Origin of the sequence: Streptomyces sp. NBC_01775 (assembly GCF_035917675.1) — a bacterium.
Lineage (GTDB): Bacteria > Actinomycetota > Actinomycetes > Streptomycetales > Streptomycetaceae > Streptomyces.
Genome location: NZ_CP109104.1, coordinates 5101524 through 5127710, shown reverse-complemented (window position 1 = coordinate 5127710; position 26187 = coordinate 5101524). Strand labels below are relative to the sequence as shown.

Sequence of the window (26187 nt, the reverse complement as noted above, 5' to 3'; positions counted from 1 at the left end):
CAAGGGCATCGAGTAGAGCGAACGACTGGGCCGCCGCAACCACCCGGCCTCCCTCAGCCTCGCCGTAGCCATGTACTGCAACAAGTGGTTTCTCAAACTCGCCATGTAGGACACCGTCTTAAGTCATGTGACAGGGTGCTCCGTGCCGAATATCGGGCTGGGCCGGTGGTAGCTCGCCGTGTTCGAGGTAGGCAGGGCGGCCTTCGACGCGTGCGATGACGGCACGCTTTACGCGACGGGCGAGCCTGGGGGTCAGAAGCTGATCAAGGTCTTCGGCCGGATGGAACTCGGCGGCCAGCCGTCCTGCGGCCGTTGAGGCGCCGGGCTGCTCTATCAGCGCAGGTCGAGTCGCATCAGGACTCGGGGATGACCGGCCAGCACCGAGGTGGTGTCGGCGGCGTGGGTGAACCCGGCGCGCTCGAAGTTCTCCCGGAGCCCGGCGTACGCCATCGTCACGTCGACCTTGGCGCCACTGCTGTCGAGCGGGTACGCCTCGATCGCCGGTGCGCCGTGGGCACGGGCGAACTCGACCGCACCGGCAATCAGGGCGTGCGAGATCCCCCTCTTGCGATGACCAGGGCGTACGCGGATGCACCACAGTGACCAGACTGGCAGGTCGTCAACGTGCGGAATCTTGCGGCTGCGCGCGAAGGATGTGTCCGAGCGCGGCGCTACGGCGGCCCAGCCGACCGGCTCGTCTCCGTCGTAGGCGAGCACCCCCGGAGGGGGATCCGTACGGCACAGCTCGGCGACGTACGCACCGCGGGCTGGCCCGCGAAGCTCGTTGTTGAGCTTGGACGGGATCCGGTAGCTCAGGCACCAGCAGACGTTGGCCCCAGGTGACTTTGGACCGACCAGGGTACGGACTTCCTCGAAGGCCGAAGCCGGGCGAACCGCGATGGTCATGGCGGCACGATGTCACAACGTACTTGGTGACACCACTCAACCCCCGATGACACTGCACCACCACATCGGAACTACTCGTCTAGTCGCCGACAGGTCGCATCGGCTCGACCTCGGCCGCCCCCCGCCCGTCACTCGCACACCTCCGCCTGCGCGCCTGGGCACACATGCTCGGCTTCCGGGGCCACTTCTCCACCAAAACCCGCCGCTACTCCACCACCCTCGGCGCCCTCCGCACCGCCCGCGCCCAATGGCAACGCCTGCAAGCCGCCATCCAACGCGGCGAAGACCCACAGCCGGTGGACAGCGAGCAGGAAACCACCCTCGTCCTCGCCCACTGGACCTACACGGGAGCGGGCCTCACCCCCACCGAGCAATGGCTATCCGCATCCCTCGCCACCACCCCAACCAGCCCCACCACGGAAGGAGACAACGCCGAATGACGACGGCCATCACACCCAAGTGGCACACCACCACCGAGGTCGCCGCCATGCTCGGATTCGGCCTCTCCAAGACCAAGATGCTCGTCCTGACCGGCGAGATCCGCTCCGTCAAGATCGGCCGCAACCGCCGCATTCTCCCGGCCTGGGTGGACGACTTCATCGAGCGCTGCGCCGCCGAGACGGACGAACCCATGAGGTGGTCCGCATGAACGGCAAGCGCGGCAACGGCGAAGGCTCCATCTACCCCTACCGCAACGGCGGCTTCGCCGTCCGCATCCGCCAAGCCGGCGTCCGGGCCATCCGCTCCGGAACACCCGGCACACCACCGGTTCACTCCTCGTCGCCATGAAGGTGCACCCCAAGGTGGCACAGCGGATCTTGCGGCACTCCAAATTCACGATGACCTTCGATGTGTACTCGGAGGCGAGCGACGAGGAGATCCGCGAGGCACTGCAACGGCTCTCCCACGGCTTCGGCCAGGGCCCTGGGAGCCGCACCGCCGAGTAGCAGCCCGGCTTGGCGTACGGCCCATCACCTCGGTTCAGCAGAGCTCCGTCCTCAGCGCGGACGGGGCTCTGTCAGTTGCCATTGCCATTACCCCATTACGGCGCAGAATGGGAGATACGGACCCGACAGTTGCAAGCCGGGCCCTGCGATAGCTCTACGGAGGTGGAAGCTATGTCACAGCAGGTCCTCGGTCAGGGCCGTACGACAAGCGCGGAGGCTTTTTGGTACGTGCTCGGATGCCTGGCCTTCGGCGCGTCGTACTTCTCGAAGGTTCCCGTCAAGAAGGCGCTCAGCGAGTACGGCTTGGTCGAAAGAACGAGTGCGGAGAAGTTCTGGTACGTGGTGATGAACATAGCCTTCGGCTCCGGCTACCTCTCAAAGGTGATCACCAAGAAAGCTCTGTCCGAAGTGCTGTACGGCGACATCAGCACCGGGGCTGCCGAGCGGCGGACCTACAGCGCCACCGATCGCTCCCAGCCGGACGCCCCTGACCGTCACCACCGTGAGAGCCCCAGCCCGCAGTGATCATCGTCGTTGCTGTACTCCGCTGCTGTACGGCACCACAGAGGCCCGTCCCGGAACCCCGGGACGGGCCTCTGACCTGCGGAGCCGCCTGTCGGATTCGAACCGACGACCTTCTGTTTACAAGTCGGCAGGATTTATTCCGGCGTACTCTGGCTCACTCCAGCTACTCCGGAACGGCCAGTTCAGAGGGGGTGTCTCACCCACTCCTACTCTCACCGACTCCGGCTAATCTGGCCCACTCCGGGACCTCCGCTCACGCAGCGCTCACGCAATCCCGACTCTCCAGACCGGACGTGACCAGCGCACTTACCAGTATCCCCTAGGCGGGTCAGCTCCGCCAGAACCCCAGCAGCACACAGCAGCGCCGCCGGATCCTTGACCAGAGGATCCGACAGCGCCGGATGCCCGCACACGTCGCCATGCGCGGGTGTGGCGGGGTGATCAGTCAGTACGCCCGCACATTACGAGCCGCGGAGACAGGTGCAGCAAACGATTCGCCGACCCCCGTCTTTAGCGGGAACGAGGAAGGCGCTACCCCTTCTGAACACTTCGGGCGCCCCTGGCCGGGGACGGTGCCCCGCCTGGTCCGGGTGCTGGTGGCAGTGCGCGGCCACGTCTTCGTACCCGGACGTGACCGATTCGTCTGGGGTGTTGTCGTCGGCCATCGGTCCCCCTCTGCGGGTAGCGGCTGATGCACGGAGCGTACCGGCCTAGTTGGGGCCGCCGGACCCGTCTCCGTCAGGATCCCCGGTACATGTGCCTTCCGGACCGTCGCTGTGCTGACACGACGCGGCCACGGGGATTGTCGTGTCGGTCGGGGGCAGCCACAGCAAGGGGTCCGGACGGTACCCGGCTGTGGCAATGGCGAGTTGAGTACGTTCCAGCTCGCCCGCGTCGTAGCGTCCGGGGTTGGGCGGCTCGGGGACGTGGTGCACGAAGCGGCCCAGGCGCCCGCAGAGTTCGGCGTACACGCGGGTGTGGAGGATGAGGGCGTGCCATCCCTCGTCTACGGTCCGGCTGGGACGGAGGCCCCGGCTGTGCGGCTTGGCGCACGCGTCGACGAATGCGAGCGCCTCGGCCACGATCCGGGCGGCCACGTCGTCGCTCATGCCGGGGTTGTTCGTGCGGACCGCCGCGGTGACGGCCTCGAACTCGCGCTCACCGATGAGGTGCCGCGCTCCGGTCTCGGCCGGCGCCGTGGTGTCGTGCTGTACTGACATGTGCCTCTCCTGTCTCGGATGGGTGGGGCTGCCGCCCCGGGCCGGTGGCGCGCGTTCGGAATGGACGCCTGCGCGCGCGACCGTCCGGGGCGGGGCTAGTTGTCGCTCTCGTCGTCGGGGTCGTCGGACTCCGGGGTGTGGGTGCGCACGTATCGGTCGGCCAGGTGGCCTTGGCGGACCTCTACGTTCTTGGCCTCGTGGGTCTGGCTCTTGGCTGCCTTGATCGTGTTCTTCTCGTTGCCCATGTCGTTCACCTCCTTCCGGCTATGCCGTAGGTGAGTGCCAGCACCAGGGCGGTGAAGGCGAGCAGGTACAGGGCCTCTTGGTGTCGGCGGCTCACGCGTGCTTGGCCTTCTGGTGGAGAGCCAGCACACGTTCGTGGATCTTTGCGAGTTCGGGCTCCTGGCGGTTCTTGGCGGAGCGGATCATCTGCTGGTAGTCGGCGCACAAGGGGCAGGGCGGCCGTCCAGCGCGCGGTGTCGCTTCGCCGTCGGGGACGGCCCTGATGCTCGCTTCAGGCATGGGCTGCTCCTTGTCGATGTCGGCGCGAGACGGACGGCAGCGGCTCCAGCGCTGGGCGGCGTTTGCGCTCGACGGCGGGGAGGACGTAGGGGCGCACCAGGGCGAAGGCGTCCCCGTCCAGAGGCGTCTCCAGCGCCCACGCCTGCTCGGACGCCGGGAGGTGGGCGTAGTCCGGGGCGGCCAGAGCCCGGCGGGGGACGGCCGGTACACGCGTGCTCAGACGCCGGGCCGCGCGACGACAGGCCGCATACCAAGTCCGCCGCGTGGGCTCCCCCAACCAGATGCCCAGACACGCTGTCAGGTCGACCATGAGGAGCGGGCCGCCCCGACCCCGGGCCCGCGTCACAGCTCCACCGGCGGACGCCGGGCAGCCACCAGTTCCAAGGCAGCTTGCAACTGGTCCTCCAGTTGGGCGGGCATGCCGTCGGGGTCCACCTCGTAGGGTTCGTCCCCTGCGTGTTCGCGGGCCTGTTGTCGCAGGCGCCGCGCGGACCGGTCGGTCAGCTTCGCCGCCGGGCGGCACCTCGCAGCGAGGTCGGCCAGCACGCGGGCGCGGGCCTGGGCGGGGGTGGTCTTCCACGCGGCGCGCAGGAACTCCGACTGGTGAGCGGCCCGGGTGCCTCCGTGCGTCAGCGCGCGGGCCAGGACGCGCAGCAGGGCGCGATGGGGGTCGTAGTGGTCCACGGTCATGGCCGGCCCCTCTCGCCGGGCGTGGTGCAGGCGCAGCGGCCGGTGACGATGACGAGCGGCAGGTGCTTGCCCTGCTGCACCTCCCGGGCGTGCACGGCGGGCACCTGGCGGCAGCGAGGACAGCGGCCGGCCTCGGACCGCGCTGCGCGGACGATGCGGGCAACGGCGGGGTTACGTGCCATTGCGCTCACCCGCCTCGCGGCAGCGGGGGCAGCGGCACGGCGGGTAGCGCATGCTCCACCCCAGTGGCGGCGGCTTCGTCGTGCGCACGGTGCGCTCGTCCCAGGTACGGCCGGTGTCGCGGGAGATGCGGAGCGTCATGGCGCTCACGCCCGCACCCCCGTCCGGGGTACGGCCGCGTCATAGGCGGCGCGCTCGTCGTCCGTGGCCGGACGGAGGTGGGCGGTGCGTGCGGTCCACTCGGCGCCGCGAGGCGTCACCATGCGGACCTGGCCGCCGTCGAGCGGCATCTGCACGAGGCCCACCCACGCAGCGCGGGGCGGGGTGGTACTGGCCGTCGACTCGCCCGCGAGGTACGCGCCCCGTGCGGGCGTTTCCTTCGTGCTCTCCGTCGTCTGCGTCATCGCCGTGTCCTCGGTCGGCAGTGGAGGCAGCCGGGCGCACGAAGCCCCCGACGCCTCGTCAGTGATCGAATGACTACTGACGGTAGAAGCGTCGAGGGCTAGGTTCTATGGCACTTCGCAACCCCAACTGGAGGAAGTGCCACGTGAGTTACAGCGGCACGCCGACCGCGTCTGCCAGGTCTCGCATCTCCGGCGTCAGCGTCCGTCGCTGCACGAGGACCCGCTCCAGGATGTCCTGGGCATAGCGCTGGGCGACGAGCCACTGCGGGGCGTCGTCGTGAATCCTGTACAGGATGTGCATGCATTCTGCGTCGTCGTGCATCCGCAGGTGCGCATCTGCCACGTCCAGCAGATGGCGGAACCGCCCGGACTTCCCGCCGCCCCGTGCCGGACGCCACACGCGGACCGCATCGTGGAGTCGCAACACATGCTCTGGGCGGCGCTGGATCGCAGCGTGCTCCGCGCGCTGATGTGTCACGGTCACCGGACCGAAGTGCCTGAGATGATCCGGGCCTCCGAGGCGTTCACGGCCGAGACGGACAGCAGCGATCTGCGCCAATCGGATCGCGTCGGCGGCCTCGCCCGGCCGGTTGTCCCGCACCGCCGCCGCGCCGACGCGCAGTTGCAGCCCGCCCCACACCGTCAGCTGCTCCGGCGTGGCGCGTGAGATGCGCGGCTCGACGTCATCAGCCCAGCGGGAGGCGAGTTCTGCGACGTCTGCAAGACGCCCGCCCCGTAGCATCTGCTGGCACTGCGCGACCACTGCCGCGCCCCCGTCCAGCTCGTCGGTCGCCGCTTCGACTGCGCGCTGCGCGGCGTCCGCCGCCGCCGCGTACTGCCGTACTTGGCCGAGGAAGGAAACGCACAGCGACAGAACCTGATAGTGCAGGCGCCTGGCCGACGTGCCGTCGTTGAGCGCGTGTACGTCGCGGATGAGGGCCGGAAGCATCCGGCCAAGGTCCGCGTACTGCTCCGCAGCGAACAGTGATCGGCCGCCAGCGAGGGCCCCGCTAACACCAGACTCCGTCGGTTCCTCCGACAACTGGGCAGGCGGCGCCTCCAACGCATGGACGACCCCCCGCCACGTGTCGTGCAGCAGCGGGGGGCTCCACGCGGGCGACTCCCCGGAGACGAGTCGTGTGGTTGGTACGTCCAGCGCGCGTGCGAGCATGTGGGCTGTCTCCAGCCGAACCCCCTGCTTATCCCCCTGCTCCAACTTCCGGATGAGGGACAGGGAAAGGCCGGCAGTATCGGCGAGGTCTCGCTGGCTCATTCCACGCCGCTTGCGGACCTCTCGTACACGCGCGCCGATGTGGTTGTCAGTCTCCTCGGGCATACTGGACTCCATCCGTGATGACCTCAACACTCAGCACGGTACGCCTCCATGGGCCCGGCGGCGACGGACACGGCCTCCATCTCGGCTACGAGTGGGGGCCGTTGACGTGCTCGGACGTGACGAAGAGCCCCCGCCGTCCCGGAGGACAGCGGGGGCTCGGTCAACGTGGGACATCACTTGATGGCGACGAACAGCGGCACATACGGCTGATGGTTGGCAGGGACCAGCGGGCTGGGAAGCACGGTGTGCCCGTCCTGAAACGCCGCCCTGTATGCGATGGCGCCCAGTCCGATGTTGGTGAGGGCCGGGCCTCCGGTAGCCTGCGCGCCGCGGGGGATCTGCGGGCCGGTAGTGCCGTTGAATAGGAGCGCAGCCCAGTACATGCCGCTCGGCAGGGAGAGCGAAAGCGGCATGCTCTGGACTCCTACGGTCACCATGGGCGTTGCGGCTGCGGCAGAGGCCAGCAGCACCCCCGCCTGCGAGTACAAGCCGGTCCAGCACTGGCCGCCTGTGGCGCCGGTGGCGGCGACGGAGACGAACCAGTCGAGCGCGGTCGCGTTCAGCGTGCTGTCGAGCTGGAGCCCGGCGAGGAAGAGGCGGTTGGTGGGGAGCGTGAGCGCGGTGGAGCAGGCGTCGGGGTTGATGCTCCAGGCCGCGTAGTTCTGCCGCTGTGGCGGCCATGCGGCGTCCCGTCCTGCGGCGCCGGGGGTGCCCGTCGCACCGGTGGCACCCGTCGCGCCCTGCGAGCCCGTCGCGCCCGGGTCGCCCTTCGGACCAGTGGCGCCCGGCAGCCCGGTCTCTCCGCGCTCGCCGGGGGGACCCTGCTCACCGGTCGGCCCCGTCTCGCCGGGGTCCCCGTCCTGGCCCGCTTCGCCCGCCGGACCGCGCGGCCCCGGCACCACCACATACCCCGCGGGCGGTGGCGGGGCCACGACGACTGAGGACAGAGACAGCGCGCTGCCTTCCACCCCGGGTTCCATGAGGAATGGCCGCTGGCGCACGCCTACGATCTGCTGGTCCACCTGCCACAGGAACGGGCCCGCAGCTTCAGCCGCGGCCAGTTGGATGGAAAACGCGCCATCGTCGTCGAGCGTCGCAACCTCGCTGCCCAGCAGTATCCCCTCGTCTGCGGCCAGCACTTCGGGCACTGGTGTGAACACCAGCCGCCCCGTCCGTGCCGTACCGGACGGGGATAGCCGGGGGTACTCACCGGACAGGGTGAACGTCGGCAGATCTATGGGCATGGCTCACGCTCCCGGCTCGTTGGGGCAGTGGCTACTGACGCCAGGGCGACAGGTCCAGTTCGTCAGGGGGTGTGGGCGGGCGCTCGGTCACCAGCGTTTGCGTTCGGCTAGGGCCGCGTTCTGCGGCTGGGTGTTCGGCTCGGGTTCGGGGGCCGGGGCGTTGTCTTTCCTGCACACCAGGGCATCCGGGTCCCATGTCGGGGTCTGGAGGCTGTAGCCGTCGGGGCAGGCTGGTCCCTGGGGGCCGCGTTCGCCTTGGGGGCCGCGCTCGCCGGGCGGTCCTTGGGCGCCGTCTGCGCCGTTTTTTCCGTCTGCACCGTCCTTACCGGCCTCGCCCTGGGCGCCGTGCTCGCCTTGGGTGCCGGCCTTCCCGTCCGTGCCTGGGCTTCCGGGGCGGCCGTCGTCTCCCGCGCGTCCGCTGTTGCCCTCGCTGCCTGAGCGGCCCGGCTTGCCCGGCTGGCCGCTCGGTCCCTTTGGGCCGGGGATCGGTACGGGTACCTCGGCCCGCTTGGGCAGGCCCGGGACGGCGCGGCCGGGGTCGGGTGCTTTCGGCGTGCCGCCCTTGGCTTTGATCTGTGCGCGCAGCACGCGGACGTCTCCGGCGAGGGTGGTGACGGCGTTGCCCCGCCGGTCCGCCTCGGCGGCCAGCTGCTCGGCTCGGTCGGCCTCGTGGGAGATACGGGCCCAGATAACGACCGTCGCCCCGGAGAGGGCGACGAGGATGCACGCCAGCAGCAGTGACCGCCAGCGGCGGACGAACATGCGCTGGGTGCGGGTCACGACGAATCCCCTCCGAGTGTGGTGATGATTCCGCGCAGATGGGCCAGTTCCGCTTGGTCGGCGGCGCGTTGGGCGTGCAGCTCGGCGAGTTGGAGGCGGAGGGCGTCGCGCTCCTCTTTGAGCGCTTGCCGCTCTTGGCGTAGGTCTCCGGTCAACGAGCTGTAGCCCGCGATTGCGTTCTCTCCGCGCTTTCCCATGAACGCCACCACGGCGCTTGCCAGCCCGCCGACGCCGACGAGCAGCGCGCCGAGTGCGGTGGCGTCCACAGGCTCTCCCTACGCGGTGGGGGTGCCGTCGCGCGGTGCGACGGTCTCGGTGATGCCGGGCCCCTCCGTGCCGCCCGAGGTGGCGACGGCGGTCAGCAGGGCGAGGACGGCGGCCAGGCCGCCGACGGAAAGCGCGGCGCCCCAGCCGACGTCGAGCAGGCCGAGCCCGTCGCCGCCGAGGAGCGCGAGCACGGCCTGCGCGAAGGTGCGCAACATCCGCTCGAAGGTGGCCTTCCAGAATGCAGCGGTTGTCACAGGGGTCCTCACTTCGTCTTGAGCTTGTCGCCCGGGTGGATGGTGTACGGGGCCTTGAGGCCGTTGAGCTGGGCGAGCTGCTGCCAGGTGGTGTCGTGCTGGCGGGCGATGGATGAGAGGGTGTCGCCGGCCTTCACCGTGTACGTGCTCGCGGTGGTGCCCCTGGCGTGGGCCAGGACGCGGGCCATGTCGATGTCGCCGGGGTCGCCGTGGGAGTTCTCGGGTACGTGCTGGTGGCCGAGCCAGCCGTAATACCCCTGCCACTGCTTGCCGCTCAGGCGGACGCCGTTGGCGCCGTAGCTGCCTCCGGCCTGGCCCTTTTTGTAGGGCTTCCACGTCACGGTCGACTGCATCTTGATGCCGTGGTGGTCGTGGCACCAGCGCACGAACTTGCCCATCTCGGCGAGTGCCCAGTCCGGGGCGTCCGGCCAGAACAGGTAGTCGGTGCCGGCCTTCTTGCCGCCCCACGTCTTGGCGTGCCGCTCGTCGCAGGTTCCGACCAGCTCGACCTGGAGAGCGTTGAGGGTGTTGGTCTCGACGCCGCCGCCCAGGTTGACGAGGGCGCGGGAGGAGCGGTCGACGTCGAAGTGCTGGTACCAGCGCAGCCGCTTGTTCTTGATGTCGGGCAGCGCGGTGAAGTTCGGGGCGTCCCGACCTCCGGAGTAGCCGGGCACGGTCATGCCCTCGGTGGTGTGGATGACGCCGACGTTCGACTCCATCGCGGAGCCCGGGTACGTGCGGCCGTACCAGTAGGCGGTGGAGGCGTCGGGGTACTTCTGTGGCCCCTTGGCCATGGTGGGCCCCTTCCTGGGCATGAGAAACGCCCCGGCCATCGGGCGCGGGGCGAGCAGCTGCTGACGGGCACGGTCAGGTGTGAATGGCCAGCTTGAACTCAGCCAGGACTAGTGCCCGCGGGCGGTTGTCGTTGTGGCCAACGCGGATGGCCAGCGGCACCTCGGGGCTCACGAACATCTCGTGGTGCTTGGTGAAGCACTGCATGCCCAGCGACGGCGGCCGGTGGTCGGTGGCGGTGGTGTTGACGGGGTCGTCGGTGAAGCCGAGGGGGTCGCGAACGACCTGGTCCCGCAGTTCGGTGTAGTCCCCGGCCTCCCACTGGATCATGGCCGTGAGGGCGCCCCAGCCTGCGACGGTGGGCCAGATCAGCCCGGCGCGGGGGTCCGCTCGCCAGTCGGTGATCTGGTAGCCGTCGGGCTGCACCATCTGGTGCATGCCCTCGGCGTCGTAGGACTCGCCGGCACCGAAGGGGAAGTGCACAAGGTGGTAGCCGCCGGGGTCGATGGTCTGGTGTTCCTTGGTGATCAGGGAGCACGCGGGTATGGGCACGGTGCCGCCTTTCGTCTGGGTCAGGAGGCGGCTTCGTAGCGTCCCCAGACGTACAGGAAGTCGCCGTTGGCGTAGGTGAACGGAAGAGTCGAGTCCCAGATGCCGTTCACGTCTGCACGGGCGGACACGAACGTCTTGACCACACCGCCGTTGCTGGTGCTGTAGACGGCGTGGCCGATGGAGTGCAGGCCGCTGCTGGAGTCGTATGCGTCGGCGTTGACGATGCGGTAGGTGAAGCCGGTGGCTGGGGAGGCGGGCAGGCCGAACATCCAGTTCTCCGAGCCGCCGCCCCCGCCGGCCGCGGTGGTCGAGCCCCAGCGCAGTTGCAGCGTCCAGTCGACGGTGCGGCCGACCTTCAGGTATCGGCCGGACAACTCGCCGTTGCCGATGGTGGGGTTGGCCCCGCCCTCGGCGTACCAGGCCGGGGTCCATGAGGTCCAGGCGCCGAGGAAGCTGGCGAACTGGTCGCGGATCTCGGCGTTCATGTAGGCCGCGGTCACGATCTCGCCCACCGACCAGGTGCGCGGTGTGGTCGTCACGGAGCCACCTCCGTTCCGGGCGGGATCTCGGGTACCGACGGCGGGGGGTCCGGCGGCCGGGACGGGTTGAAGGGGTTGGGGTCGGCCGGGTTCCACCAGTCGCGCAGGTGCGGCTGCGGGATCGTCAGCAGCTGCTGCTCGATCGCCGTCACTTCCTCGGGGGCGGGCACGATCATGTCGACCCAGCCGTAGCCGCACTCGGTGCAGGCCCAGCGCGGATCGGCCGGGGAGATGACCGCCGCCGAGTTGCACACGCAGTCGGCCAGCCACCGGTTCTGATTGACCCGCGCGTAGACCGGGGGCACGTCGGTGAGGGTGCTATCCGGCAGCGGCACGCGGCGGTGCAGCCGGTACTCGATCCAGCGGAACACCAGCTCGGCGCCCGGCACATTGGCCCAGGCGTCCGGGGGCAGCTGGCGCGGGGGGATGTAGTAGGTCTCCGCGCGGACCACGTTCACGGGCTCTCTCCTTCAGTAGGCCAGGCGGGTGCTGACATCCAGCACGGAGTAGGTGGGGTCATCCAGGATCCAGACCGAGTCGGTGATGGCCGCCGAGGTGAGGAAACGAACCTGGTGGGAGCCCTGTTTGATGACCTCGCTGTAGCCCTCGACGATGACCCGCATGGACGGCTCGGGCGCCTGGGCGGGCAGGTCCGTCACGGTGAGGACGGAGCCGATGTCCGCGCCGAGGACATCGGCGTAGATCGGCAGGGTGTACGCCTCTACCGGCACCTCTCGTAGCTCGGGCGCGGGGTCGGCGTAGCGGGAGACCATCCACTGCGCGGCGGCCAGCGCGCCGGCGTCGTCCATCTTCAGCACGTCGAGCTGCTGTTCGTATGGGCCGTCCCGCTCGACCGAGACGGGATCGGTCACGCGCTGGGTCGCGCCGCCCGGCCGGGAGGCCGTGACGGTGTTGACCAGTTTTTGATCGTCGTCGGCCAGCAGGAAGTCGGGGGTTTCCAGGTCGGCGTATTCGATGGTGAAGGCGTCGTCGGCCGGGTCTGGGTTGTAGCGCACATCGCGCGAGTGGTAGGCGATGCCGTAGCTGTCCCGCTCGGCGAACAGCTTGGCCGCCTCGGTGGTTTCGACTTCCCGCATGCGGGCGGTCACCGTGGTGCCGGCCGCTCCCTGTCCGGCGATGGAGTCGTGGACGTCCCCGACGATGTCCACCTGGTGCAGTCCGACGTAGCGGGCCAGGCGCACGATGCGCTCGTCCGCGGGCTCACCGGCGAACGCGGTGGTGCCGGCCTCCCAGTGCGCCGCTGCCAGCGTGGACGGCGTCCCCAGCAGGGAGTGCCACAGGCACACGTGGGCGATCTGCCCGGAGAACAGGCGGATGCCGCGGAACGCCCCTACGTGCAGGATGCGCAGCGCGGACATCAGGGTGATCAGGGTGGGGTTCACGAACAGGGCGACGCCGTCGAGCCACAGGCCGCCCGCCTCGGCGTCGAACAGGAAGTGATGCCAGGCGTCGTCGTCGACGCGGGCGCTGATGCTGACGGTGACCGTGCGAGTCCCACCGATGTCGGTGTGCTCGATGCACAGCGCGCCGTCCGCGTCGATGGCGAACACGAGTTGGTGGTCGAGGTTCGCGGAGTGCAGGCCGAGGATGGCCCGCTCGGGGGTGGCGGTCTTGAACCAGCCCTCGATCGTCTGCCAGCTGGATACATCGTCGAGCTCGAACTGCGCACCCAGATCGCCGAGCAGGTACTTCCCCTCCCGGTCGGTCTCGGGCTCGAAGCTCACCGCTCCGGCGCCGAGGGCGGGCGGCCCCTCCCCGCCGAAGTCGGCGCTGCCGCCCGACAGAGCCTGAGTCATGACCAGCGGCCCGCCCCCGATGCCGGACAGGTCGCCGGCCGACGTCGCGCCGGACTCCTCGCCCAGCGGGTAGTAGGCGGCCAGCTTCACGGTGGCGCTGTCCGCCTCGGCGGCCTGGATGAGGATCTCCTCGGCGAGCACGCTGCGCAGTGCGGGCAGCCGGTTGAGGCGCTTGAACAGGTCCGTGCACGAGATGCTGACGGTGGACATCAGTCCGGACCAGGCGGCGGGGAACTCGTTGACCAGACCGTAGAAGCGTGGATACGTCACCGCGCCGGTCACGACGGAGATGCGGATGGGGGCGTTGCGCCGCACGTGCGGCCAGTACGGACTGGCCGGGTTGCCCGGGGTGAACCGGCCGTCGAGGTTGTCGAGGATGAGGGTGGCGGTACCGGGCTGGGTCTCGGCCAGCTCGTCCGAGGCGCCGCGGGTGATGCTCACCCCCTGCACCACGTCGACGTAGTCGGTGATGTCGCTCCAGGTGATGGTGTCGGGCTCCTGTACCAGCCCGCCCCACCCCATCTCGACCAGCAGTTCCGTCACGACACCCCCAGGTTCACGTTCAGGCCGTGCGTGCGCTTGAGCATGAGCAGCTGCTTCTGGATCTCGCGGGCAGTGGCGAGCGGGTCGAAGGCGCCTTGCACGTCGACCTGCACGTGCATCACGGACGACTGCGTGGCCACCACTGCCGGACGGCCGGCCGCCGGGCGCGTGGGCTGCGGGAGGCTCGCAGCCGCAGCGCCCGCCTGGGGGCTGCCGAGGCCGATGCGCTCTTGGTTGAGCGCGTGGAACAGGGCCATGCCGTAGCGGGCGACGGCCTTGGCGCGGATGACGAACTCGCCATTGGAGACCCTCGCCAGAATCGAGTCCGAGGTGCCCGAGCCGGGCCCGCGCACCGGGCCGCCGCCGGGGAAGCCGCGCACCGGGCCGCCGCCTGCGAAGTGGGCCATGACCGGGCCGCCGTCGCGGAACGGGCTCCATGAGCCGATCTTGCGCATGACGGCGTTGATGTACACGGTCCGGCCGTGCACGGACCCGATCGCGTTCCGGGCCGCGCGCACCGCGCCGTTGACGAGGTTGCTCGCCCGCAGGGGGCGGGGCGCCCCGCCCTTGACCCCGTTGATCGCGGACTTTGCGCTGCGCACGGCCGAGCCGACGATGTTCTTGGCCCTGAGTGCGCGGGGCGGGCCGCCGGTGAGACCGCCGATGGTCTTCTTGGCGGACTTCACCTTGTTCTCGATGTCTTTGATCTCTGCCTTCAGGGCCGAGCGTTTGGAGGCGGGGACCGTCTTGAGCTTGGCCTTGGCCTTGGTCAGCTGGCTCTGCCAGTTGTCGATCTTCGCCCGGAGATAGGCGACGTGTTCGCTGGGTGTCTTGTTCAGCTGCGTCCGCGCTGACTTGATCTTCTTTTCAAGGTCGTCGATCTTCGCCTTCAGGGCGACGCGCTTGTCCTTGGTCAGGTTCGGGTCCTTCAGCTGCCGCTTGGCCTCTTTGAGCTGCGACTCCCAGGACTTGATGGACAGCTTGAGCTGCCCGGCCTTCAGCCGTGGCACGACCGAGTCGGAGAACTCCTTGGCCTTGCGCTGGGCCTTGTCCAGGCCGCCGACAACGGAGTCCTTGAAACCCGCGAACGACTTGTCCGCAGCTCTCAGCTTCTTGCCGAGCCCCGGCACCCAGCCGAACGCCTTGGCCGCTCCGTGCAGGATGCCGCCGAACAGGCCCAGCACGGTCTCGGCGATGAACTTGAAGATCCCGATCACAGGCGCGACGGACTGCGCGAGGACCGAGACGAAGCTGATGAAGGCGTTGCCCGCCACCCGCCCGAACTCCATGAAGCCGATCTTGTTGCGCTGCACCACGCCGTACAGGCGCCGCAGCGGCCCGGCCGTCTTACTGATCGACTTGCCCGCCGGGGCGAACGCTTCCATGATCGCGACGGCGGTGTCCTTCACCGCGCCGCCGATCAGCCGCGAGACGGTGTTCACGATCTTCATGCCGTAGGTCAGGTCCTTGAAGACCGGGCCCAAGCCGCGCAGCGCGCCGCCGATGATGTCCATGACGGCGGCGATCCGGTCACCGGCGGAGGTCATCAGCTCACCCAGCAGCGGGCCGAACGCCTTGGCGGTCTCCCCGGCCAGGCGGCCGAAGGCGGGCAGGACCTTGTTCACGGCGCCGAACAGGCCATCCAAGAATTTCGACGTCCCGCCGATACCGCGCTTCAAGCCGTCGAACATGCCCGGCAGCCCTTTGCCCAGCATGTCGCGCAGCCCCGAGGACAGGGACCGCAGCGTCGGCCCGGAGGCGGCACCGAAGGACAGCAGGGAGCGGCCCAGCCGCCCGATGCCGGACGCCATGTCGCCGACGAAGCGCTTGCCCAGGTCGAGGTTCGCCTGCAAGTCCTTCTGGAATCCGGAGGACTTGAAGACCTTGCCCGCCTTGGCGCCGATGTCCCCGAACGTCTTGCCCAGGTCGACCATGTTCTTGCCGAGGATTTTCACCAGCGGCCCGGCGCCCTTCACGGCCTTGGTGAAGCCGGGCAGCATCGCCTTCTGGATCTCACCGCCGACGCCCTTGAACTCCCCCTTCAGCCCCACCAGGGACTTGGCGAAGTCCCGCGCCGGGGCGGGCAACTTCTTCAGCGCCGCGTGGTACTCCTTGCTGCCCTTGCCCGACGCCTCCAACGCCTCCGGGATCCCCGACAAGCCGAGCTTGAGGGTGCCCGCAGCCAGGCCGCCGCCGGCCAGCATCGGCACCAGCGCGCCCAACGCGGGCAGCAGGGACAGCCCGGCGACCGCGGCGACGCCGCCCATCGCGCCGCCCAGGCCGCCGCCCTTGCTGCCCATCGACGCCGCCGCGTCCGTACCGGACGAGGCCACATCCCCCAGCCGCCCTGAGAGGCCCGGCAGTCCGCCGCCCATACGGGTGGCGCTGTCCCCGGCGCCGTCCAGCCGGGCCGACAGGGTGCGCAGGCTCCCGTCGGCGTTGCGCGTGAACCCGGTGACCGTCGCCGTGCTGGCCCGCATCGAGCTGTCGATGCGGCGGTGCAGCCGTGCGGCCGAGTCTCCGGCGCCGTTCAGGGTGCGGGAGAGGTCATCCCGGCCGGTCAGAACGAACGTCAGCCGTTCGGCCATCCGAACCGCCCCCTTCAGCAAGGCGGGCGGCGGCCCGGCTATTCGGTTGTCTCAGCCCTCAGCCGGGCCTCGTGCTCATCGATCCAGCCCGTCAGGAACTCGAAGTCCGAGATCGCCATGGCGTCGACCTCGGACGGGGGGATGTGCAGATAGCAGGCGAACAACGGCAGGTAGGTCAGGCGGCGGTCGGTGACGCGGCCGGGGTCGGCTCCGGCGGCAGCACCCCGGCCACGAGTGTCGTGGCGGGCGCCGGGTCTTTTGGGGCCTCGGCGTCCTTGATGGCCACCTCGCACGCGTCCTTGTCGAGGGCGACGTCGCGCAGTTCCTCCCATGCTTCGGCCAGCTGCTCGGGATCGTCGCTGTACTCGGCGGCCACCGCGACCGCGGCATCCCGTACCTCCTGCGCATCCAGACACACGCGCAGCTCGTCGGTGAACGGGTCGAAGCCCCCCAGGCGCAGAGCGGGCTCACTGCGCTTCTTGATGACGAAGGCCACCGTGCGCATCGCGGTCACGTCACCGCTGCGCAGGCCCAGGTGCACCTCGGCCCAGGACTGGTCGGCGGTCCGCTCGATGATCTGCACCTCGGAGGTGCGCAGCCGCCCCGCGTCGAAGTGCTCTACCTCGCCGCCCTCCGGCGCATACTCGATGATCACTGGTGCTTCCTCTCAGGTAAGGCGGCGGCGCACGTCGTCCAGGACACGGGCAACCTCGCGGATCATGCGGGGAGTGTGGTTACGGACAGCGCGGTCCCACCACAGCGGCGGCGCCGTCTGCGTCACCCACCGCCGCCGATTGCCGTAGACCGGATGCCGGATACGGCCCGAGTTGATCGTGTCGGGCATGTTGCGCAGATCGGGCGGCAGCAAAACCTTGTCCACCCACACCCGGGCCCCCGCGCTCCCCGCGCTGGTGCGCACCGAGATACGGAGGGCCTCGGCAAGCGTGGCCCGCAGCGGGCGCGTGGTCGGCGACGGCCCGCCACGGCGGGTGCTGCGGCCCGGCGAGGAGATCGGCACGTGCCGGATCGCGGACTGAAGGTCGGACTTCAGGGGCTCGGCGGCCCTGCGCACCCGCCGCTGCATGCTGGCGCGCAGCGACTCGTTGCCGGCCGCGCGCAGGCGGCGCTGCATCTCCAGCAGCTGGCCGGTGCCCAGCATCCGTACATCGCGCACGACCTCACCTCACAGCGTGGCGTCGGTGCTGATGTACACGAGCTGCGGCTGGTTGGTGCCGTCGTAGAGCCCGGTGAACTGGAGTGTCGGCTTGACCACGTCGAAGCCTTCGACGGACGGCGGGGCCTCGTCGAAGCGGATCGCGGGCAGCGCCACCCGGAACGTCTCGTCGTAGGTCGTGGCGATGTTGGGGCCGATGAACTCCCACACCAGGGACGTCGCACCGTCGCTGGTGTGCAGGTCGTCGAGGACGGTGTCGACGTAGTCCATCTCGATGGACCCGGTGATCTTCACCTGGTCGTTGCTGATGGGTTCCTTCTTCAGCCCGGACTGCCCGGCGTAGAAGCGGTCCACAGCCTGGGGACGCTCGATCTTCACGCTCACCTTGCGGACACCGTCCCGGGCCGCCTCGGCTCCGAACGCACCGGTCTTCAGCGCCATCTGCCCGAAGTGGAACGGGGACATCGCCGCGTAACTGGCGGTCGCCAGGACCGAGGTCTCCTCGCAGTCCTTCGCGTCGATGTCGAAGGACGCGGTGAGCATGCCGCCCACCTCGCACGAGAACTCAGCGCTGATGACCTTGCAGCCCAGGAAGTTCTTCCTGGTCACCGTGCCCGAAGTGAGCGGTACGCCCTTCTGGATCGTGAGGGACTTGCCCGCCACGTCCGCCAGGGCGTGCGTCTGGAGGTAGGCCGGGCCCGCGCCCTGCTGCACCGGCGTCACGGTCGTACCCATCAGCGCCTGGAACAGGGCGCCCATACCCTTGTTGGTGACCTCCAGCTCCAACGAGCCGGACGCCTCCCGCTGGGTGACCACCCGCCGCGAGGACAACGGCAGCAGCCTGCCCGCCGCGATCCCCGCCGACTGTGCGGTGGTCTTCTTCAGGACGAGCGACTCCTTGGTGAACTCGATGAACTTGGCCGGCGCCACATACGTGCCGTAGGTGGTCTCCGGTGCGACGCCGAGCTGGGCGCCGAGCCCCGATCCGATCGCCATCTCAATCCTCCCTGCGCGGCTTGGCCGCGGTCTTCTTGACAGCGGCCGGCGCCGCGGCGGGCTCTGGCTCGCGCGGCTCCTCCACCGGCTCCCACGTTCCGGGCTGGCACACGTAGCCCTCGTACCGGGCGTCGGGTACCTCGGTGATCTCGTCGGGCGACAGCTCGCGCCCGCCCAGCTCGGGGACGGTCACCGGCTCCGGGCCGATGAAGCGCACACGCGCCATGACTCTCTCCTCGTACAGGTCGAAGGGGTGGTTCACAGGCGGGCGCGGCACGAGACGGTGAAGGGGATTCCTGCCAGGGCGCCGTCGCTGCTCTGCTCCTGCATCAGGGCCCCGGCGGTCAGGTGCGCCCACAGCACGACGCCGCCCAGGGTCGGTGCCTCGGGCGCCGCATCGGTGGCACGCAGCACGTCCTCGACGGCCGCCAGCAGCGCGAACACCTCGGCGCGCCGCAGGGCCATGTCCTTCTCCCCGCCGCGCACCTCGACGTAGCAGGCGATCGAGAAATCCTCGTCACGCCTGCGGGCGCCCGCCGTCGCGAAGTCCTGCACGATGTCGACGGCCTGATCGGCTCCGGGCGACCAACCGACGTACAGGCGCCGCCGGTTCGACACGTTCGTCACGGGCGGCCCATCGACCACCGCCACGTCGGCCAGGGCGGGCGCTGCCCGCGTGATGGACAACAGCGCGTCGATCGCCGCACCCGCGCGGGATGTGGCCATCACGCCACCCCCGGCGGCAGCTTGAACGGCTCGAGGAGCTGGAGCACACGGTTGGGCACCGCGTACCCGAAGCCCGGGATCGGCTCGGTCACGCTGAAGTCGTCCGCGGTGCCGACGCCCCGGGCCGCACCGTTCTGGGTACGCCACAGGTGTTGCAGCAGGATCCGCGCGGCCAGGTTGACGGTGGCTGGCACGGTGCCGCGCCCGGCGGTGTAGGTGACCACCCACACCGTCCCGGCGAAGCTGCCGCTCCGGTGCCGCACCACGCCCACCGCCGAGTCCAGCACCACCGCCGCCAGGTCGACGGGGTCGCCGTCAGTCAGCGCTGGGGTGATAGACAGGAGCGCGATGGCCGGGACCTGGGACAGGCACATGGTGCCCCCGCGGCCCTCGATGGTCTCGGTCACCTGCCGCTCCTCGACGGGCCCCGTGTAGTGCTCGATGACCGAGGTGAGCGCATCGACATACGCCTGCAACTCGTCATCGTGCGTGCTCGTCTCGATGTCGAGCTGGGCCTTGGCCTCGGCCAGCGTCAGCAACGCCACGGCATACCGCCTCTACTTGCTCTTGACCCGGGAGCTGCGGCGCGCCGGGGTCGACGTCTCCGGCGCCGGGGCGGTGGCCTCTTCGACCTCGGGGCCGCTCTCGCTCTCGGCGAGACCGGCGGCCACAAGGTGCGCGGCCTCCTCGTCCGGTAGCTCCACGGTCTGCCCCTTCTGTGGCCAGGGCAGCCCGTCGCGGGTGCCGGACAGCTCGGCGCGCATACGCACGCGCATGGGTTCCTCCTCTCGTCAGCAGGGAGGCGGGGGCCACGGATGGCCCCCGCCCTCGGGTCAGCTTGCGCCGCCGGCGAACACCTTGATCGCGCCGGTCTGGTCGACGGTCAGACCGTCCGCGCGGATGATCGCCCGGTAGGTGGTCAGGTCGGTGTTGAACGCGTAGTCGTCCGAGCGCTCGAAGCGCACCCCGCCCGCCATGCGCACGAAGTACTGCGAGAAGTCGCCGAACGCCACGGACTTCGCGCTCGTAGCGATGGCCGCCATGTACGGGTCGGTGTACACCGGCTTGCCCAGCAGCATGTCCGGCACGCCGAGCTGGATGGAGGGCTGCCACAGGTACTGGCCCTGGGAGTCCTTCAGCTTGCGCGCGGCGCCCAGCGACGCGTCCCGCATCAGCCACCCGCACGAGGTGCTGTTCCGGTACGGGGCGATCACGCTGTAGAACAGGTCGATCAGGTCGTCTGCGGTGAACGCGCCCGTCACTCCGGTGCCGCCGGTCTTGCCGGTCGAGGCGGAGGTGACGATGCCCGTGGGCTGGTTGGTGCCGGACCCGGTGATGGCGTGCGCGCCGAACGCGTTGCCCAGCGCCCGCCCGGCCTGCATGGATAGGTAGCCCTCCAGGTCCACCCCGGTGTCAGTCAGCAGCTCACTCGACGCCTGGAGCAGGACCCCGTACTTGTAGGCGCTCAGGGAGCGCTTGGCGAACGCCGGGTCCGACTCCGTCAGCGCAACGCCCTCGGCCGTCAGCGCCGCCGAGGAATGCGCGGTCGTGACGGGCACGTCGATGGTCTCGCCCGAGGTGGTGTTCAGCACCGTAGGGCCGGCCATCATCACGCCGGACACCTCGATCAGGTGCGCCATCAGCTGCCCGTAGAACGTGGTCGGCACGGTGTTGCCGCCCGCTGTGGCGGTGCCCTTGACCAGGTCGCGGAAGTTGACGTTCTGCGGCTTCTCCAGGGTGAAGTCGCGCGCCTCCCCTCGCGCCCAGCGCCGGACCTCGCTGTCGCGCCCGGTCGCCTCGGGGGCGGTGCGGGTGACGGTCTCCGGCTTGGCGAGCAGTGTCTCGAACGCGGCGAGGGCGTCCTTGTTGCGCGCCTCGGCCTCGACGAGTTGCTTGGCGCGGGCGTCGATGTTGTCGAGGTCCGTGTTCAGGGTCTGATAGGTCGCCTCTTCCTCGGCGGTCAGATCCTCACCGCGTGCCTCGGCTGCGTCGAGCAGGGCCTTGGCCTGCTCCCAGATGTTGGCGCGCCGCTCCTGGAGCGCCTTGATGTGGCTGGACATGCGTGTCCTCCTGGGCATGACGACGACACCCACGGCGGCGCCGGGGTGTCAGGGATGGGTGGGTGAGGTGGGTGTCGCCCTGCCTCAGAAGGTGCGGCGCTGCATCAACGCGGCGCGCCGCTGCCGGATCGCCAGCCGCGGGTGGGTGTCGCCCTGCCCGCGCGGCGAAGTCTTAAGGGCCATGAGCGTGCGCTGGACCTCGCGGCCCACGACGCTCGCGTCCATGTGCACGTCGACGACGACGGGGTTCTTCGGCTGCTCGACGAACTTCTCCAAGTGCCCGGCCTCGGCGGCCGAGCGGACCTCGGCCAGTTCCGCGCCGGCGCGCTCGGCCAGCGACCGCAACCCGCTGGAGGTGTCCAGGTAGGCGGGGGTGTTGACCGGGGCCACGTCCACCAGCTGCCCGGACAGCAGCGTGCGTACCGGGAACCCCTGCTCGGTCATCGCCCAGTCGTCCTCAAAGGTGTAGAACGCGAAGCTGGAGCGCTGGACGTCGCCGCGCTGGACCAGCTCGTACACGTCCCCCCGCGCGGCCGGTACATCCACGCTGTAGTCCAGGCCGGTGCCGTCCGTGGCCAGCCGCAGCGTGCCCGCCCCGGTGGTGCCCAGCAGCATGTTGTCGTCGTGGTTGTAGCGGGCCATCGCCTCCGGCCAGCCGTCCCCTTCGGACTTGGCGAAGAACCCCGGGTCGATGCGCTCTACGAAGCCGCCCAGGTTCCGGGACAGGGTGTTGAACTTCGCCGCGTACCCGCCGATCGTCCGCACACTCTCGCCGGCCGCCCGGACCTCCACGAGGCCGCGGGTGAACCGGCGCTCACTCTCACCGTTCACGTCTACTCGCTTTCGTCGCGGGGCGCCTTGAGTAGCGGCGCGTAGTCGGTGCCCGCCCCATTGGGCAGGGGCTCCAGGTCTTCCATCTGCCGCAGCTCGTCGATGTTGTTCAGGCCGATGATGCGGGCGATGCGGTGGGTCTGGTAGCGGGTGAGGGTGTCGGTGCGCAGCATCGCGTCGGCATTGAACCGCACCTCCTCGACCGGGGGCCGCAGCAAGCTCAGGGCCTCCTCCAGGCGGGCCAGCCACGGGCGCAGCGTCCAGGTGAGCAGGTCGATGCTGTTCTGCTCGACCGTGGCGTAGGTCAGCGATCCGCCGGTCTCGCCGCCGATCTTCTCCGGCGGTACTCCGTAGACCGCGGCGATCTGGTTCGCCGACGCCTTGATGGTCTCCAGGAACTGCGACTCATTCGCTGGTACGGAGATCGGCCGGTACTTCACGCCCAGCCCCAGCACCGCCACGTCGCGCCCGCTCGCGGCCTCCTTGAACCGGGCCTTGAGCACAGACGCCGCGTCCCGCTCGACGGCCTTGTCCGTCTCCAGGACGGCCGCCGGAGTCGAGCCGTTGGCGAACCAGTCCCGCCCGAACTGCTGGGCCAGCAGGCCCGTGTCCGTCGTCGTCGCGAAGTACGCGATCGGCGACAGCCCCAGGATCTGCCCCGGCAGCGTGTAGGCCGGGATGTGGAAGAGCTGCCCCGGCTCCAGGCGCCGGCCCTTGAAGTACCAGACCGGCACGGGCGCGAGGTTGTCCTCGATGTGGACGTCGTCCGGGTGCAGCCACTCGACCTGATCCGGCCAGCCCGCCGCGTCCCAGCCCACGACCAGCCCGTAGGCGTTGCCGCGCAGCGTCAGCGACGTCATGCACCGGTGCAGCCAGTCATACCGCGTGCCCGTCGCAGAGGGGCGCAGGAAGACCTGCGGGGACGTGATCGGGCGCAGCTGCCCGGCCGTGTTCTGGTAGGACTTCAGCGGCATCGAGGCGACCGAGTCCGACAGCAGCCGCGTCGCCGCGTACACCGGGGCCAGCCGCAGCGCCCGCTCCTGCCCGCCGCCCGTCAGCACAACCGTGTCGCCGCCCGAGCCCCACACATCCTGATACGTGATCGAACGCTGTTCCTTGCGGCGAAACGGCCACCACTTCACCAGGTCACCCCTCACCACACGCTGTCGAGAATGTCGCCGGCCTCTTCGACCTCGGCGCCCAGGCCCCACTTCGCGAGCGTCACGCCCACCAGCGGGGAGATGTCCACGGACACCAGGCGCCGGGCCCACGCCCACGCGTCACCCAGCGGTCGCTTCTGCGCACCCGCCAGCGCGGCGGCGAGCGGCGCCTGGTCGAGGTGGCTGATGGTCTGCTCGGCCACCGCGTCATAGAACTGGCCGCACGCTGCCGCGATCTCACGCACCTTCGGCTGCACGATCTCCACCCCGAGGCGCTCGGCAAGCTCCGCTATCAGCGAGCCTGCCGGACCACCGGCGTCCACCACCCAGCAGCGCGGGCGGTGCCGCTCGTGCAGCTCAGCCGCCCGCTCCACCACCCAGCCCAGGCCGGGCCGGTGCTCGACCACCTCGACGTGCGTACCACCCCGCCACTCCCCGGCCACGCAAATAGCCGCGTGACTGCGCTCGGGGGTCGCGTCGATGGCGAAGCACACAGGCTCGCTCGGCTCGCTCTCAGCAGCCCCAAGGGGCCGCCACGCGTCCTCTCCGATGACCTGCCAGGTGTCCGCCGTATCCGAGGGGTAGTCGCCCACACCGAGGCGCTCACGCTCGAAGATGCCGCCGTTGCCCAACGACGCACGCTCGTTGCGCACGAACTCCGGCGTGATCAGGTAGCCCAGCGACGGGTTCGCCCTTGCCCAGGCCGCCGGGTCATCGGCGTCATCGTGGTCCGTGCAGTCGGGGGCACACTCGTCCGCGTGCGGGTCGACCGACCACTCGAAGTACGCCATCGACGGGTCCGGCTCCCCGGACTCCACAGCCCCCTGACAGCGTTGCCGCAACCGGGCCAGTTGCACCGACGGAGAGCCGATCCCCGCCGACCCGAGGTACCAGATCTGCGGGTTCTCCACCGCCGACATGGTCGGCATCAGCGCGCCCATCGCGTCGTCGCCGAGGATCATCGCCTCGTCGAGGATGTTGCAGTCACCAGTCCAGCCTCGGCCTGAGCCGCCTGAGCGGGCGATGAACTGGAGCGCCTGCCCCGTCACCAGCGTGATCGACGTCTCCGTGGTGTTGTTGAGAACACGCTTCACGCGTTTGCGCAGGTCAGGGCACCCAAGGATGAGAGACTGCACACGCTGGAACGCGACCCGCGACGTCTTGAACTCGTGCGCACTGTGAATGATCAACCGCTCGCCCAGCAGAAACAGGCCGGCCAACTCACGGGCCTCGATGATGCCGCCCTTGCCGTTCTGCCTCGGCACGTTCACCGCGACCTCGAACGCCGACCAGTTCCCGTCAGGCCGCTCCCGCATACCGACGTCCAAGACGTGCTGCTGCCACGGGAACAGCTCCAGCCCGGCCATCGCCGCCAGCTCGACGGCCTCCTGCCCGGCCGAGGACAAGAAGGATTGCGGCGCCGTGAACAGGCGCGGAGTCTGCGCACCTTCCGGCTCAGGCACGGCGAGCACGGACACGACGCGCCTCCCGCTTCTGCGAGAGCTGATCGACCCCGTCGTCCTGCTCCTCCACCGGCGCCAGCTTCCGCAGGCTCTCGATCACGGCGCGTAGCTCGCGGCCCGCGTTCGCCTTCGCTGTCGCCCCGCCCTTCTCATCCATCAATGCGGCCAGCGTCAGCGCCAGTTGTGCCAGGCCAGGGGCGGAGTCGCCGACCCGAAGGTGATCGATCTCGGCGCGGGTCGCCTCAACGTTCGTCGCCATGATCACCCCCAAGTCGTCACAGCGAGTCAGATCACGGAGAGTGCAGGGCCACTAAGACACGAGAACGCCGTACCGGCGCATCAGCGAGTACAGGCCCCGTGTAAAAAATCGGGCGACAAGGGCGTTTGGGTCGCCCGGTCCTGTCCTCAAAAACTGGCGTGGCCGGTTCGTTGATCGTGATCGCCTCGGCGTCGAGGGGCAGGCGGGTGACGGTGTGTGCCGATGCCCGTCACCAGGTGCGGGAGGACTGGGGCATGGCCGCGCGAGGCTGGGCGCGGCGCTGGTTGTACCAGCGGGAGGCGACCCGTTCCATGGCGGGTGAGCGCATGGCCTTGATGCGTTGCATGACGATGTCGCGCCCCGGGTCGACGGTGATGATGCGTGCGTCGAGTCGCTTGTACCTCGCTCGGTGCTTGGCGGTGGGCATGCTGTGGATCAGGTAGACGTCGAGCTTGCCGAGGTGCTGGCATGCCTCGTCGATGGCTGCGTAGCGGGCGCGGTGTGCGACGCGCAGGTGCAGCGGGTGCTGGGACCAGGCGGGTGCGCCGGGCCCGGTGAGGGCGAAGGTGATGCGGTCCAGGTCGATGACGATGTCCTCGGCCTTGGCGTGCGCCTCGATCCAACTGCTCTTGCCTGCGGCCGGAGGGCCGGTGACAACGAACAGCACGATGCGTCACCACCTTCGGGAAGCACGTGCGGGTGGCTGCGCGGTGGTGCGGTTGCCGCGTGCGCTGTTGCACCGTCGGTGTGCGCTGCGGGCATTGGCGGGGTCGAGCAGCGAGCCGCCGCGGCTGAGGGGTACGAGGTGGTCGAGGGTGAAGCTGAGCGGGTGTCGGGCGTCGAGCTGGTAGCCGATGTTGTGGCCGCAGATCCAGCAGGGCAGGCCGAGGCGGCGCTGCGCGTCGACGAGGCGGCGGTACGGCCGTCCGTTCCTCGGGTTGCCGGGCATGACGGTCCTCCGGGTTGGTCCGCGCAGGGCGGGGCCAAGCAGCACCCCATTGCTCTCTGGATCGTCCCGCCCTGCACGGCGTTGGGGTGGCCGCCGCCCTGGCCCTACCAAGCAGGGCGGCGGCCGTCGAGCGCTCGACAGCGTGAGGGCGCTGGAGCTGCCCGAGCATGACGAAGGCCCCGCACGGTGGCGGGGCCTTCAGCGTCTGTATCGCCCGGTTTCGGGCATGGCGATCTGCCAGGAGTGTTACAGCAGGTCACGGCGTCGGTCAAGCGGCCTGCTGGGGCCGCTCGTTGGGCGCTTCGCACAGCTCGTTGAAGTCGATGAGGTCGCGGCCCTGGCGGTCGTGACCGTGGCGGGTGAGGGCGCCGCGGTGGAGCCGCACGCGGAGGGTGCCGGGCTTGATGCCGGTGAGCTGGGCGGCGGTGTAGATATCCACGAGGACAGGGGCGGGCTGCATGGC

The 26187-nt window shown here is 69.7% G+C and carries 41 protein-coding genes and 1 pseudogene; 6 read left to right on the top strand and 36 right to left on the bottom strand.

Going from position 1 to position 26187, the window contains the following annotated elements:
* Nucleotides 1-178 precede the first annotated feature (178 nt).
* Nucleotides 179-316, top strand: a complete 138-nt coding sequence (locus OHB04_RS22955; protein WP_326689539.1) for a hypothetical protein — start codon at nucleotides 179-181, stop codon at nucleotides 314-316.
* Between the two features lie 17 nt (nucleotides 317-333).
* Here OHB04_RS22955 and OHB04_RS22950 read toward each other — a convergent pair whose 3' ends face one another.
* Nucleotides 334-906, bottom strand: coding sequence for a GNAT family N-acetyltransferase (locus OHB04_RS22950; RefSeq protein WP_326689538.1), 573 nt, complete (start codon nucleotides 904-906; stop codon nucleotides 334-336).
* A gap of 122 nt (nucleotides 907-1028) precedes the next feature.
* Here OHB04_RS22950 and OHB04_RS22945 point away from each other — a divergent pair.
* The 5 genes and pseudogenes from OHB04_RS22945 to OHB04_RS22930 form a co-directional block, all read left to right on the top strand.
* A pseudogene (locus OHB04_RS22945) lies at nucleotides 1029-1346 on the top strand (replication initiator); the annotation flags it as partial.
* Nucleotides 1343-1555: an excisionase family DNA-binding protein gene (locus OHB04_RS22940; RefSeq protein ID WP_326689537.1), complete on the top strand. Its 213-nt coding sequence runs from the start codon at nucleotides 1343-1345 to the stop codon at nucleotides 1553-1555. The pseudogene OHB04_RS22945 and the gene OHB04_RS22940, both read left to right, overlap by 4 nt.
* Complete coding sequence (locus tag OHB04_RS41900; RefSeq protein ID WP_405804280.1) at nucleotides 1552-1695, top strand: hypothetical protein; 144 nt, start codon at nucleotides 1552-1554, stop codon at nucleotides 1693-1695. The genes OHB04_RS22940 and OHB04_RS41900 overlap by 4 nt, the downstream gene beginning before the upstream one ends.
* Nucleotides 1696-1709: 14 nt before the next feature.
* The gene (locus tag OHB04_RS41895) at nucleotides 1710-1853 is read left to right on the top strand and encodes a hypothetical protein (RefSeq protein ID WP_405804282.1); all 144 of its coding nucleotides are present in this window, start codon (nucleotides 1710-1712) and stop codon (nucleotides 1851-1853) included.
* A gap of 171 nt (nucleotides 1854-2024) precedes the next feature.
* Nucleotides 2025-2378 carry a hypothetical protein gene (locus OHB04_RS22930; protein ID WP_326689536.1) on the top strand — a complete coding sequence of 118 codons (354 nt, stop codon included), beginning with the start codon at nucleotides 2025-2027 and terminating at the stop codon, nucleotides 2376-2378.
* Nucleotides 2379-3088: 710 nt separating this feature from the next.
* Here OHB04_RS22930 and OHB04_RS22925 read toward each other — a convergent pair.
* The 35 genes from OHB04_RS22925 to OHB04_RS22755 form a co-directional block, all read right to left on the bottom strand.
* Nucleotides 3089-3598 (bottom strand): glycine-rich domain-containing protein, encoded by a 510-nt coding sequence (locus OHB04_RS22925; protein ID WP_326808199.1) that lies wholly within the window; start codon nucleotides 3596-3598, stop codon nucleotides 3089-3091.
* 95 nt (nucleotides 3599-3693) lie between these two features.
* Nucleotides 3694-3843, bottom strand: a complete 150-nt coding sequence (locus tag OHB04_RS22920) for a hypothetical protein (RefSeq protein WP_326808198.1) — start codon at nucleotides 3841-3843, stop codon at nucleotides 3694-3696.
* 91 nt (nucleotides 3844-3934) lie between these two features.
* Nucleotides 3935-4120: a hypothetical protein gene (locus OHB04_RS22915; RefSeq protein ID WP_326808197.1), complete on the bottom strand. Its 186-nt coding sequence runs from the start codon at nucleotides 4118-4120 to the stop codon at nucleotides 3935-3937.
* A complete protein-coding gene (locus OHB04_RS22910) occupies nucleotides 4113-4430 on the bottom strand; it encodes a hypothetical protein (protein ID WP_326808196.1) in 318 nt (105 codons plus the stop codon). The genes OHB04_RS22915 and OHB04_RS22910 overlap by 8 nt, the downstream gene beginning before the upstream one ends.
* 32 nt (nucleotides 4431-4462) lie before the next feature.
* The gene (locus tag OHB04_RS22905; RefSeq protein ID WP_326808195.1) at nucleotides 4463-4810 is read right to left on the bottom strand and encodes a hypothetical protein; all 348 of its coding nucleotides are present in this window, start codon (nucleotides 4808-4810) and stop codon (nucleotides 4463-4465) included.
* Nucleotides 4807-4992 carry a hypothetical protein gene (locus OHB04_RS22900; protein ID WP_326808194.1) on the bottom strand — a complete coding sequence of 62 codons (186 nt, stop codon included), beginning with the start codon at nucleotides 4990-4992 and terminating at the stop codon, nucleotides 4807-4809. Before OHB04_RS22900 ends, OHB04_RS22905 begins: the two co-directional genes overlap by 4 nt.
* Nucleotides 4982-5140: a hypothetical protein gene (locus OHB04_RS22895; protein WP_326809615.1), complete on the bottom strand. Its 159-nt coding sequence runs from the start codon at nucleotides 5138-5140 to the stop codon at nucleotides 4982-4984. Before OHB04_RS22895 ends, OHB04_RS22900 begins: the two co-directional genes overlap by 11 nt.
* Nucleotides 5137-5394, bottom strand: a complete 258-nt coding sequence (locus tag OHB04_RS22890; RefSeq protein ID WP_326808193.1) for a hypothetical protein — start codon at nucleotides 5392-5394, stop codon at nucleotides 5137-5139. The genes OHB04_RS22895 and OHB04_RS22890 overlap by 4 nt, the downstream gene beginning before the upstream one ends.
* 148 nt (nucleotides 5395-5542) lie before the next feature.
* Nucleotides 5543-6730, bottom strand: a complete 1188-nt coding sequence (locus tag OHB04_RS22885) for a helix-turn-helix domain-containing protein (protein WP_326808192.1) — start codon at nucleotides 6728-6730, stop codon at nucleotides 5543-5545.
* Nucleotides 6731-6903: 173 nt separating this feature from the next.
* Complete coding sequence (locus OHB04_RS22880; RefSeq protein WP_326808191.1) at nucleotides 6904-7974, bottom strand: hypothetical protein; 1071 nt, start codon at nucleotides 7972-7974, stop codon at nucleotides 6904-6906.
* 87 nt (nucleotides 7975-8061) lie between these two features.
* Nucleotides 8062-8754 (bottom strand): collagen-like protein, encoded by a 693-nt coding sequence (locus OHB04_RS22875; RefSeq protein WP_326808190.1) that lies wholly within the window; start codon nucleotides 8752-8754, stop codon nucleotides 8062-8064.
* Nucleotides 8751-9020: a hypothetical protein gene (locus OHB04_RS22870; RefSeq protein ID WP_326808189.1), complete on the bottom strand. Its 270-nt coding sequence runs from the start codon at nucleotides 9018-9020 to the stop codon at nucleotides 8751-8753. Before OHB04_RS22870 ends, OHB04_RS22875 begins: the two co-directional genes overlap by 4 nt.
* Nucleotides 9021-9029: 9 nt before the next feature.
* On the bottom strand, nucleotides 9030-9275 hold the full coding sequence (locus OHB04_RS22865) for a holin (RefSeq protein WP_326808188.1): 246 nt from the start codon (nucleotides 9273-9275) through the stop codon (nucleotides 9030-9032).
* Between the two features lie 8 nt (nucleotides 9276-9283).
* Nucleotides 9284-10069, bottom strand: coding sequence for a LysM peptidoglycan-binding domain-containing protein (locus tag OHB04_RS22860; RefSeq protein ID WP_326808187.1), 786 nt, complete (start codon nucleotides 10067-10069; stop codon nucleotides 9284-9286).
* A gap of 73 nt (nucleotides 10070-10142) precedes the next feature.
* Nucleotides 10143-10619 (bottom strand): hypothetical protein, encoded by a 477-nt coding sequence (locus OHB04_RS22855; RefSeq protein ID WP_326808186.1) that lies wholly within the window; start codon nucleotides 10617-10619, stop codon nucleotides 10143-10145.
* A 20-nt stretch (nucleotides 10620-10639) separates the two neighbouring features.
* Complete coding sequence (locus OHB04_RS22850; RefSeq protein ID WP_326808185.1) at nucleotides 10640-11158, bottom strand: hypothetical protein; 519 nt, start codon at nucleotides 11156-11158, stop codon at nucleotides 10640-10642.
* A complete protein-coding gene (locus OHB04_RS22845; RefSeq protein WP_326808184.1) occupies nucleotides 11155-11616 on the bottom strand; it encodes a hypothetical protein in 462 nt (153 codons plus the stop codon). The genes OHB04_RS22850 and OHB04_RS22845 overlap by 4 nt, the downstream gene beginning before the upstream one ends.
* 12 nt (nucleotides 11617-11628) lie before the next feature.
* Nucleotides 11629-13518 carry a hypothetical protein gene (locus OHB04_RS22840; RefSeq protein ID WP_326808183.1) on the bottom strand — a complete coding sequence of 630 codons (1890 nt, stop codon included), beginning with the start codon at nucleotides 13516-13518 and terminating at the stop codon, nucleotides 11629-11631.
* Nucleotides 13515-16106 (bottom strand): hypothetical protein, encoded by a 2592-nt coding sequence (locus tag OHB04_RS22835; protein WP_326808182.1) that lies wholly within the window; start codon nucleotides 16104-16106, stop codon nucleotides 13515-13517. Before OHB04_RS22835 ends, OHB04_RS22840 begins: the two co-directional genes overlap by 4 nt.
* Nucleotides 16107-16144: 38 nt before the next feature.
* Nucleotides 16145-16270, bottom strand: a complete 126-nt coding sequence (locus OHB04_RS22830; protein WP_326808181.1) for a hypothetical protein — start codon at nucleotides 16268-16270, stop codon at nucleotides 16145-16147.
* A gap of 11 nt (nucleotides 16271-16281) precedes the next feature.
* A complete protein-coding gene (locus tag OHB04_RS22825) occupies nucleotides 16282-16761 on the bottom strand; it encodes a hypothetical protein (RefSeq protein WP_326808180.1) in 480 nt (159 codons plus the stop codon).
* A gap of 12 nt (nucleotides 16762-16773) precedes the next feature.
* Nucleotides 16774-17280, bottom strand: coding sequence for a hypothetical protein (locus OHB04_RS22820; protein WP_326808179.1), 507 nt, complete (start codon nucleotides 17278-17280; stop codon nucleotides 16774-16776).
* Between the two features lie 9 nt (nucleotides 17281-17289).
* A complete protein-coding gene (locus OHB04_RS22815; RefSeq protein ID WP_326808178.1) occupies nucleotides 17290-18276 on the bottom strand; it encodes a phage tail tube protein in 987 nt (328 codons plus the stop codon).
* Between the two features lies 1 nt (nucleotide 18277).
* A complete protein-coding gene (locus tag OHB04_RS22810) occupies nucleotides 18278-18502 on the bottom strand; it encodes a hypothetical protein (RefSeq protein ID WP_326808177.1) in 225 nt (74 codons plus the stop codon).
* A gap of 32 nt (nucleotides 18503-18534) precedes the next feature.
* Nucleotides 18535-19002, bottom strand: a complete 468-nt coding sequence (locus tag OHB04_RS22805; protein WP_326808176.1) for a hypothetical protein — start codon at nucleotides 19000-19002, stop codon at nucleotides 18535-18537.
* Entirely contained in the window at nucleotides 19002-19547 is a 546-nt protein-coding gene (locus OHB04_RS22800; protein ID WP_326808175.1) for a head-tail connector protein, read from the bottom strand. Before OHB04_RS22800 ends, OHB04_RS22805 begins: the two co-directional genes overlap by 1 nt.
* A 12-nt stretch (nucleotides 19548-19559) precedes the next feature.
* Nucleotides 19560-19778, bottom strand: a complete 219-nt coding sequence (locus OHB04_RS22795; protein WP_326808174.1) for a hypothetical protein — start codon at nucleotides 19776-19778, stop codon at nucleotides 19560-19562.
* A 57-nt stretch (nucleotides 19779-19835) separates the two neighbouring features.
* Nucleotides 19836-21062 (bottom strand): phage major capsid protein, encoded by a 1227-nt coding sequence (locus OHB04_RS22790; protein ID WP_326808173.1) that lies wholly within the window; start codon nucleotides 21060-21062, stop codon nucleotides 19836-19838.
* An 84-nt stretch (nucleotides 21063-21146) separates the two neighbouring features.
* Nucleotides 21147-21893 (bottom strand): HK97 family phage prohead protease, encoded by a 747-nt coding sequence (locus OHB04_RS22785; RefSeq protein ID WP_326808172.1) that lies wholly within the window; start codon nucleotides 21891-21893, stop codon nucleotides 21147-21149.
* Nucleotides 21894-21895: 2 nt separating this feature from the next.
* Nucleotides 21896-23035 (bottom strand): phage portal protein, encoded by a 1140-nt coding sequence (locus OHB04_RS22780; protein WP_326808171.1) that lies wholly within the window; start codon nucleotides 23033-23035, stop codon nucleotides 21896-21898.
* Nucleotides 23036-23046: 11 nt separating this feature from the next.
* On the bottom strand, nucleotides 23047-24516 hold the full coding sequence (locus OHB04_RS22775) for a terminase (protein WP_326808170.1): 1470 nt from the start codon (nucleotides 24514-24516) through the stop codon (nucleotides 23047-23049).
* Nucleotides 24509-24775 (bottom strand): hypothetical protein, encoded by a 267-nt coding sequence (locus OHB04_RS22770; RefSeq protein WP_326808169.1) that lies wholly within the window; start codon nucleotides 24773-24775, stop codon nucleotides 24509-24511. Before OHB04_RS22770 ends, OHB04_RS22775 begins: the two co-directional genes overlap by 8 nt.
* Before the next feature lie 229 nt (nucleotides 24776-25004).
* Complete coding sequence (locus tag OHB04_RS22765) at nucleotides 25005-25442, bottom strand: hypothetical protein (protein WP_326808168.1); 438 nt, start codon at nucleotides 25440-25442, stop codon at nucleotides 25005-25007.
* Between the two features lie 6 nt (nucleotides 25443-25448).
* Entirely contained in the window at nucleotides 25449-25724 is a 276-nt protein-coding gene (locus tag OHB04_RS22760) for an HNH endonuclease (protein ID WP_326808167.1), read from the bottom strand.
* 268 nt (nucleotides 25725-25992) lie between these two features.
* Nucleotides 25993-26184, bottom strand: a complete 192-nt coding sequence (locus tag OHB04_RS22755) for a hypothetical protein (RefSeq protein WP_326808166.1) — start codon at nucleotides 26182-26184, stop codon at nucleotides 25993-25995.
* Nucleotides 26185-26187: the final 3 nt, after the last annotated feature.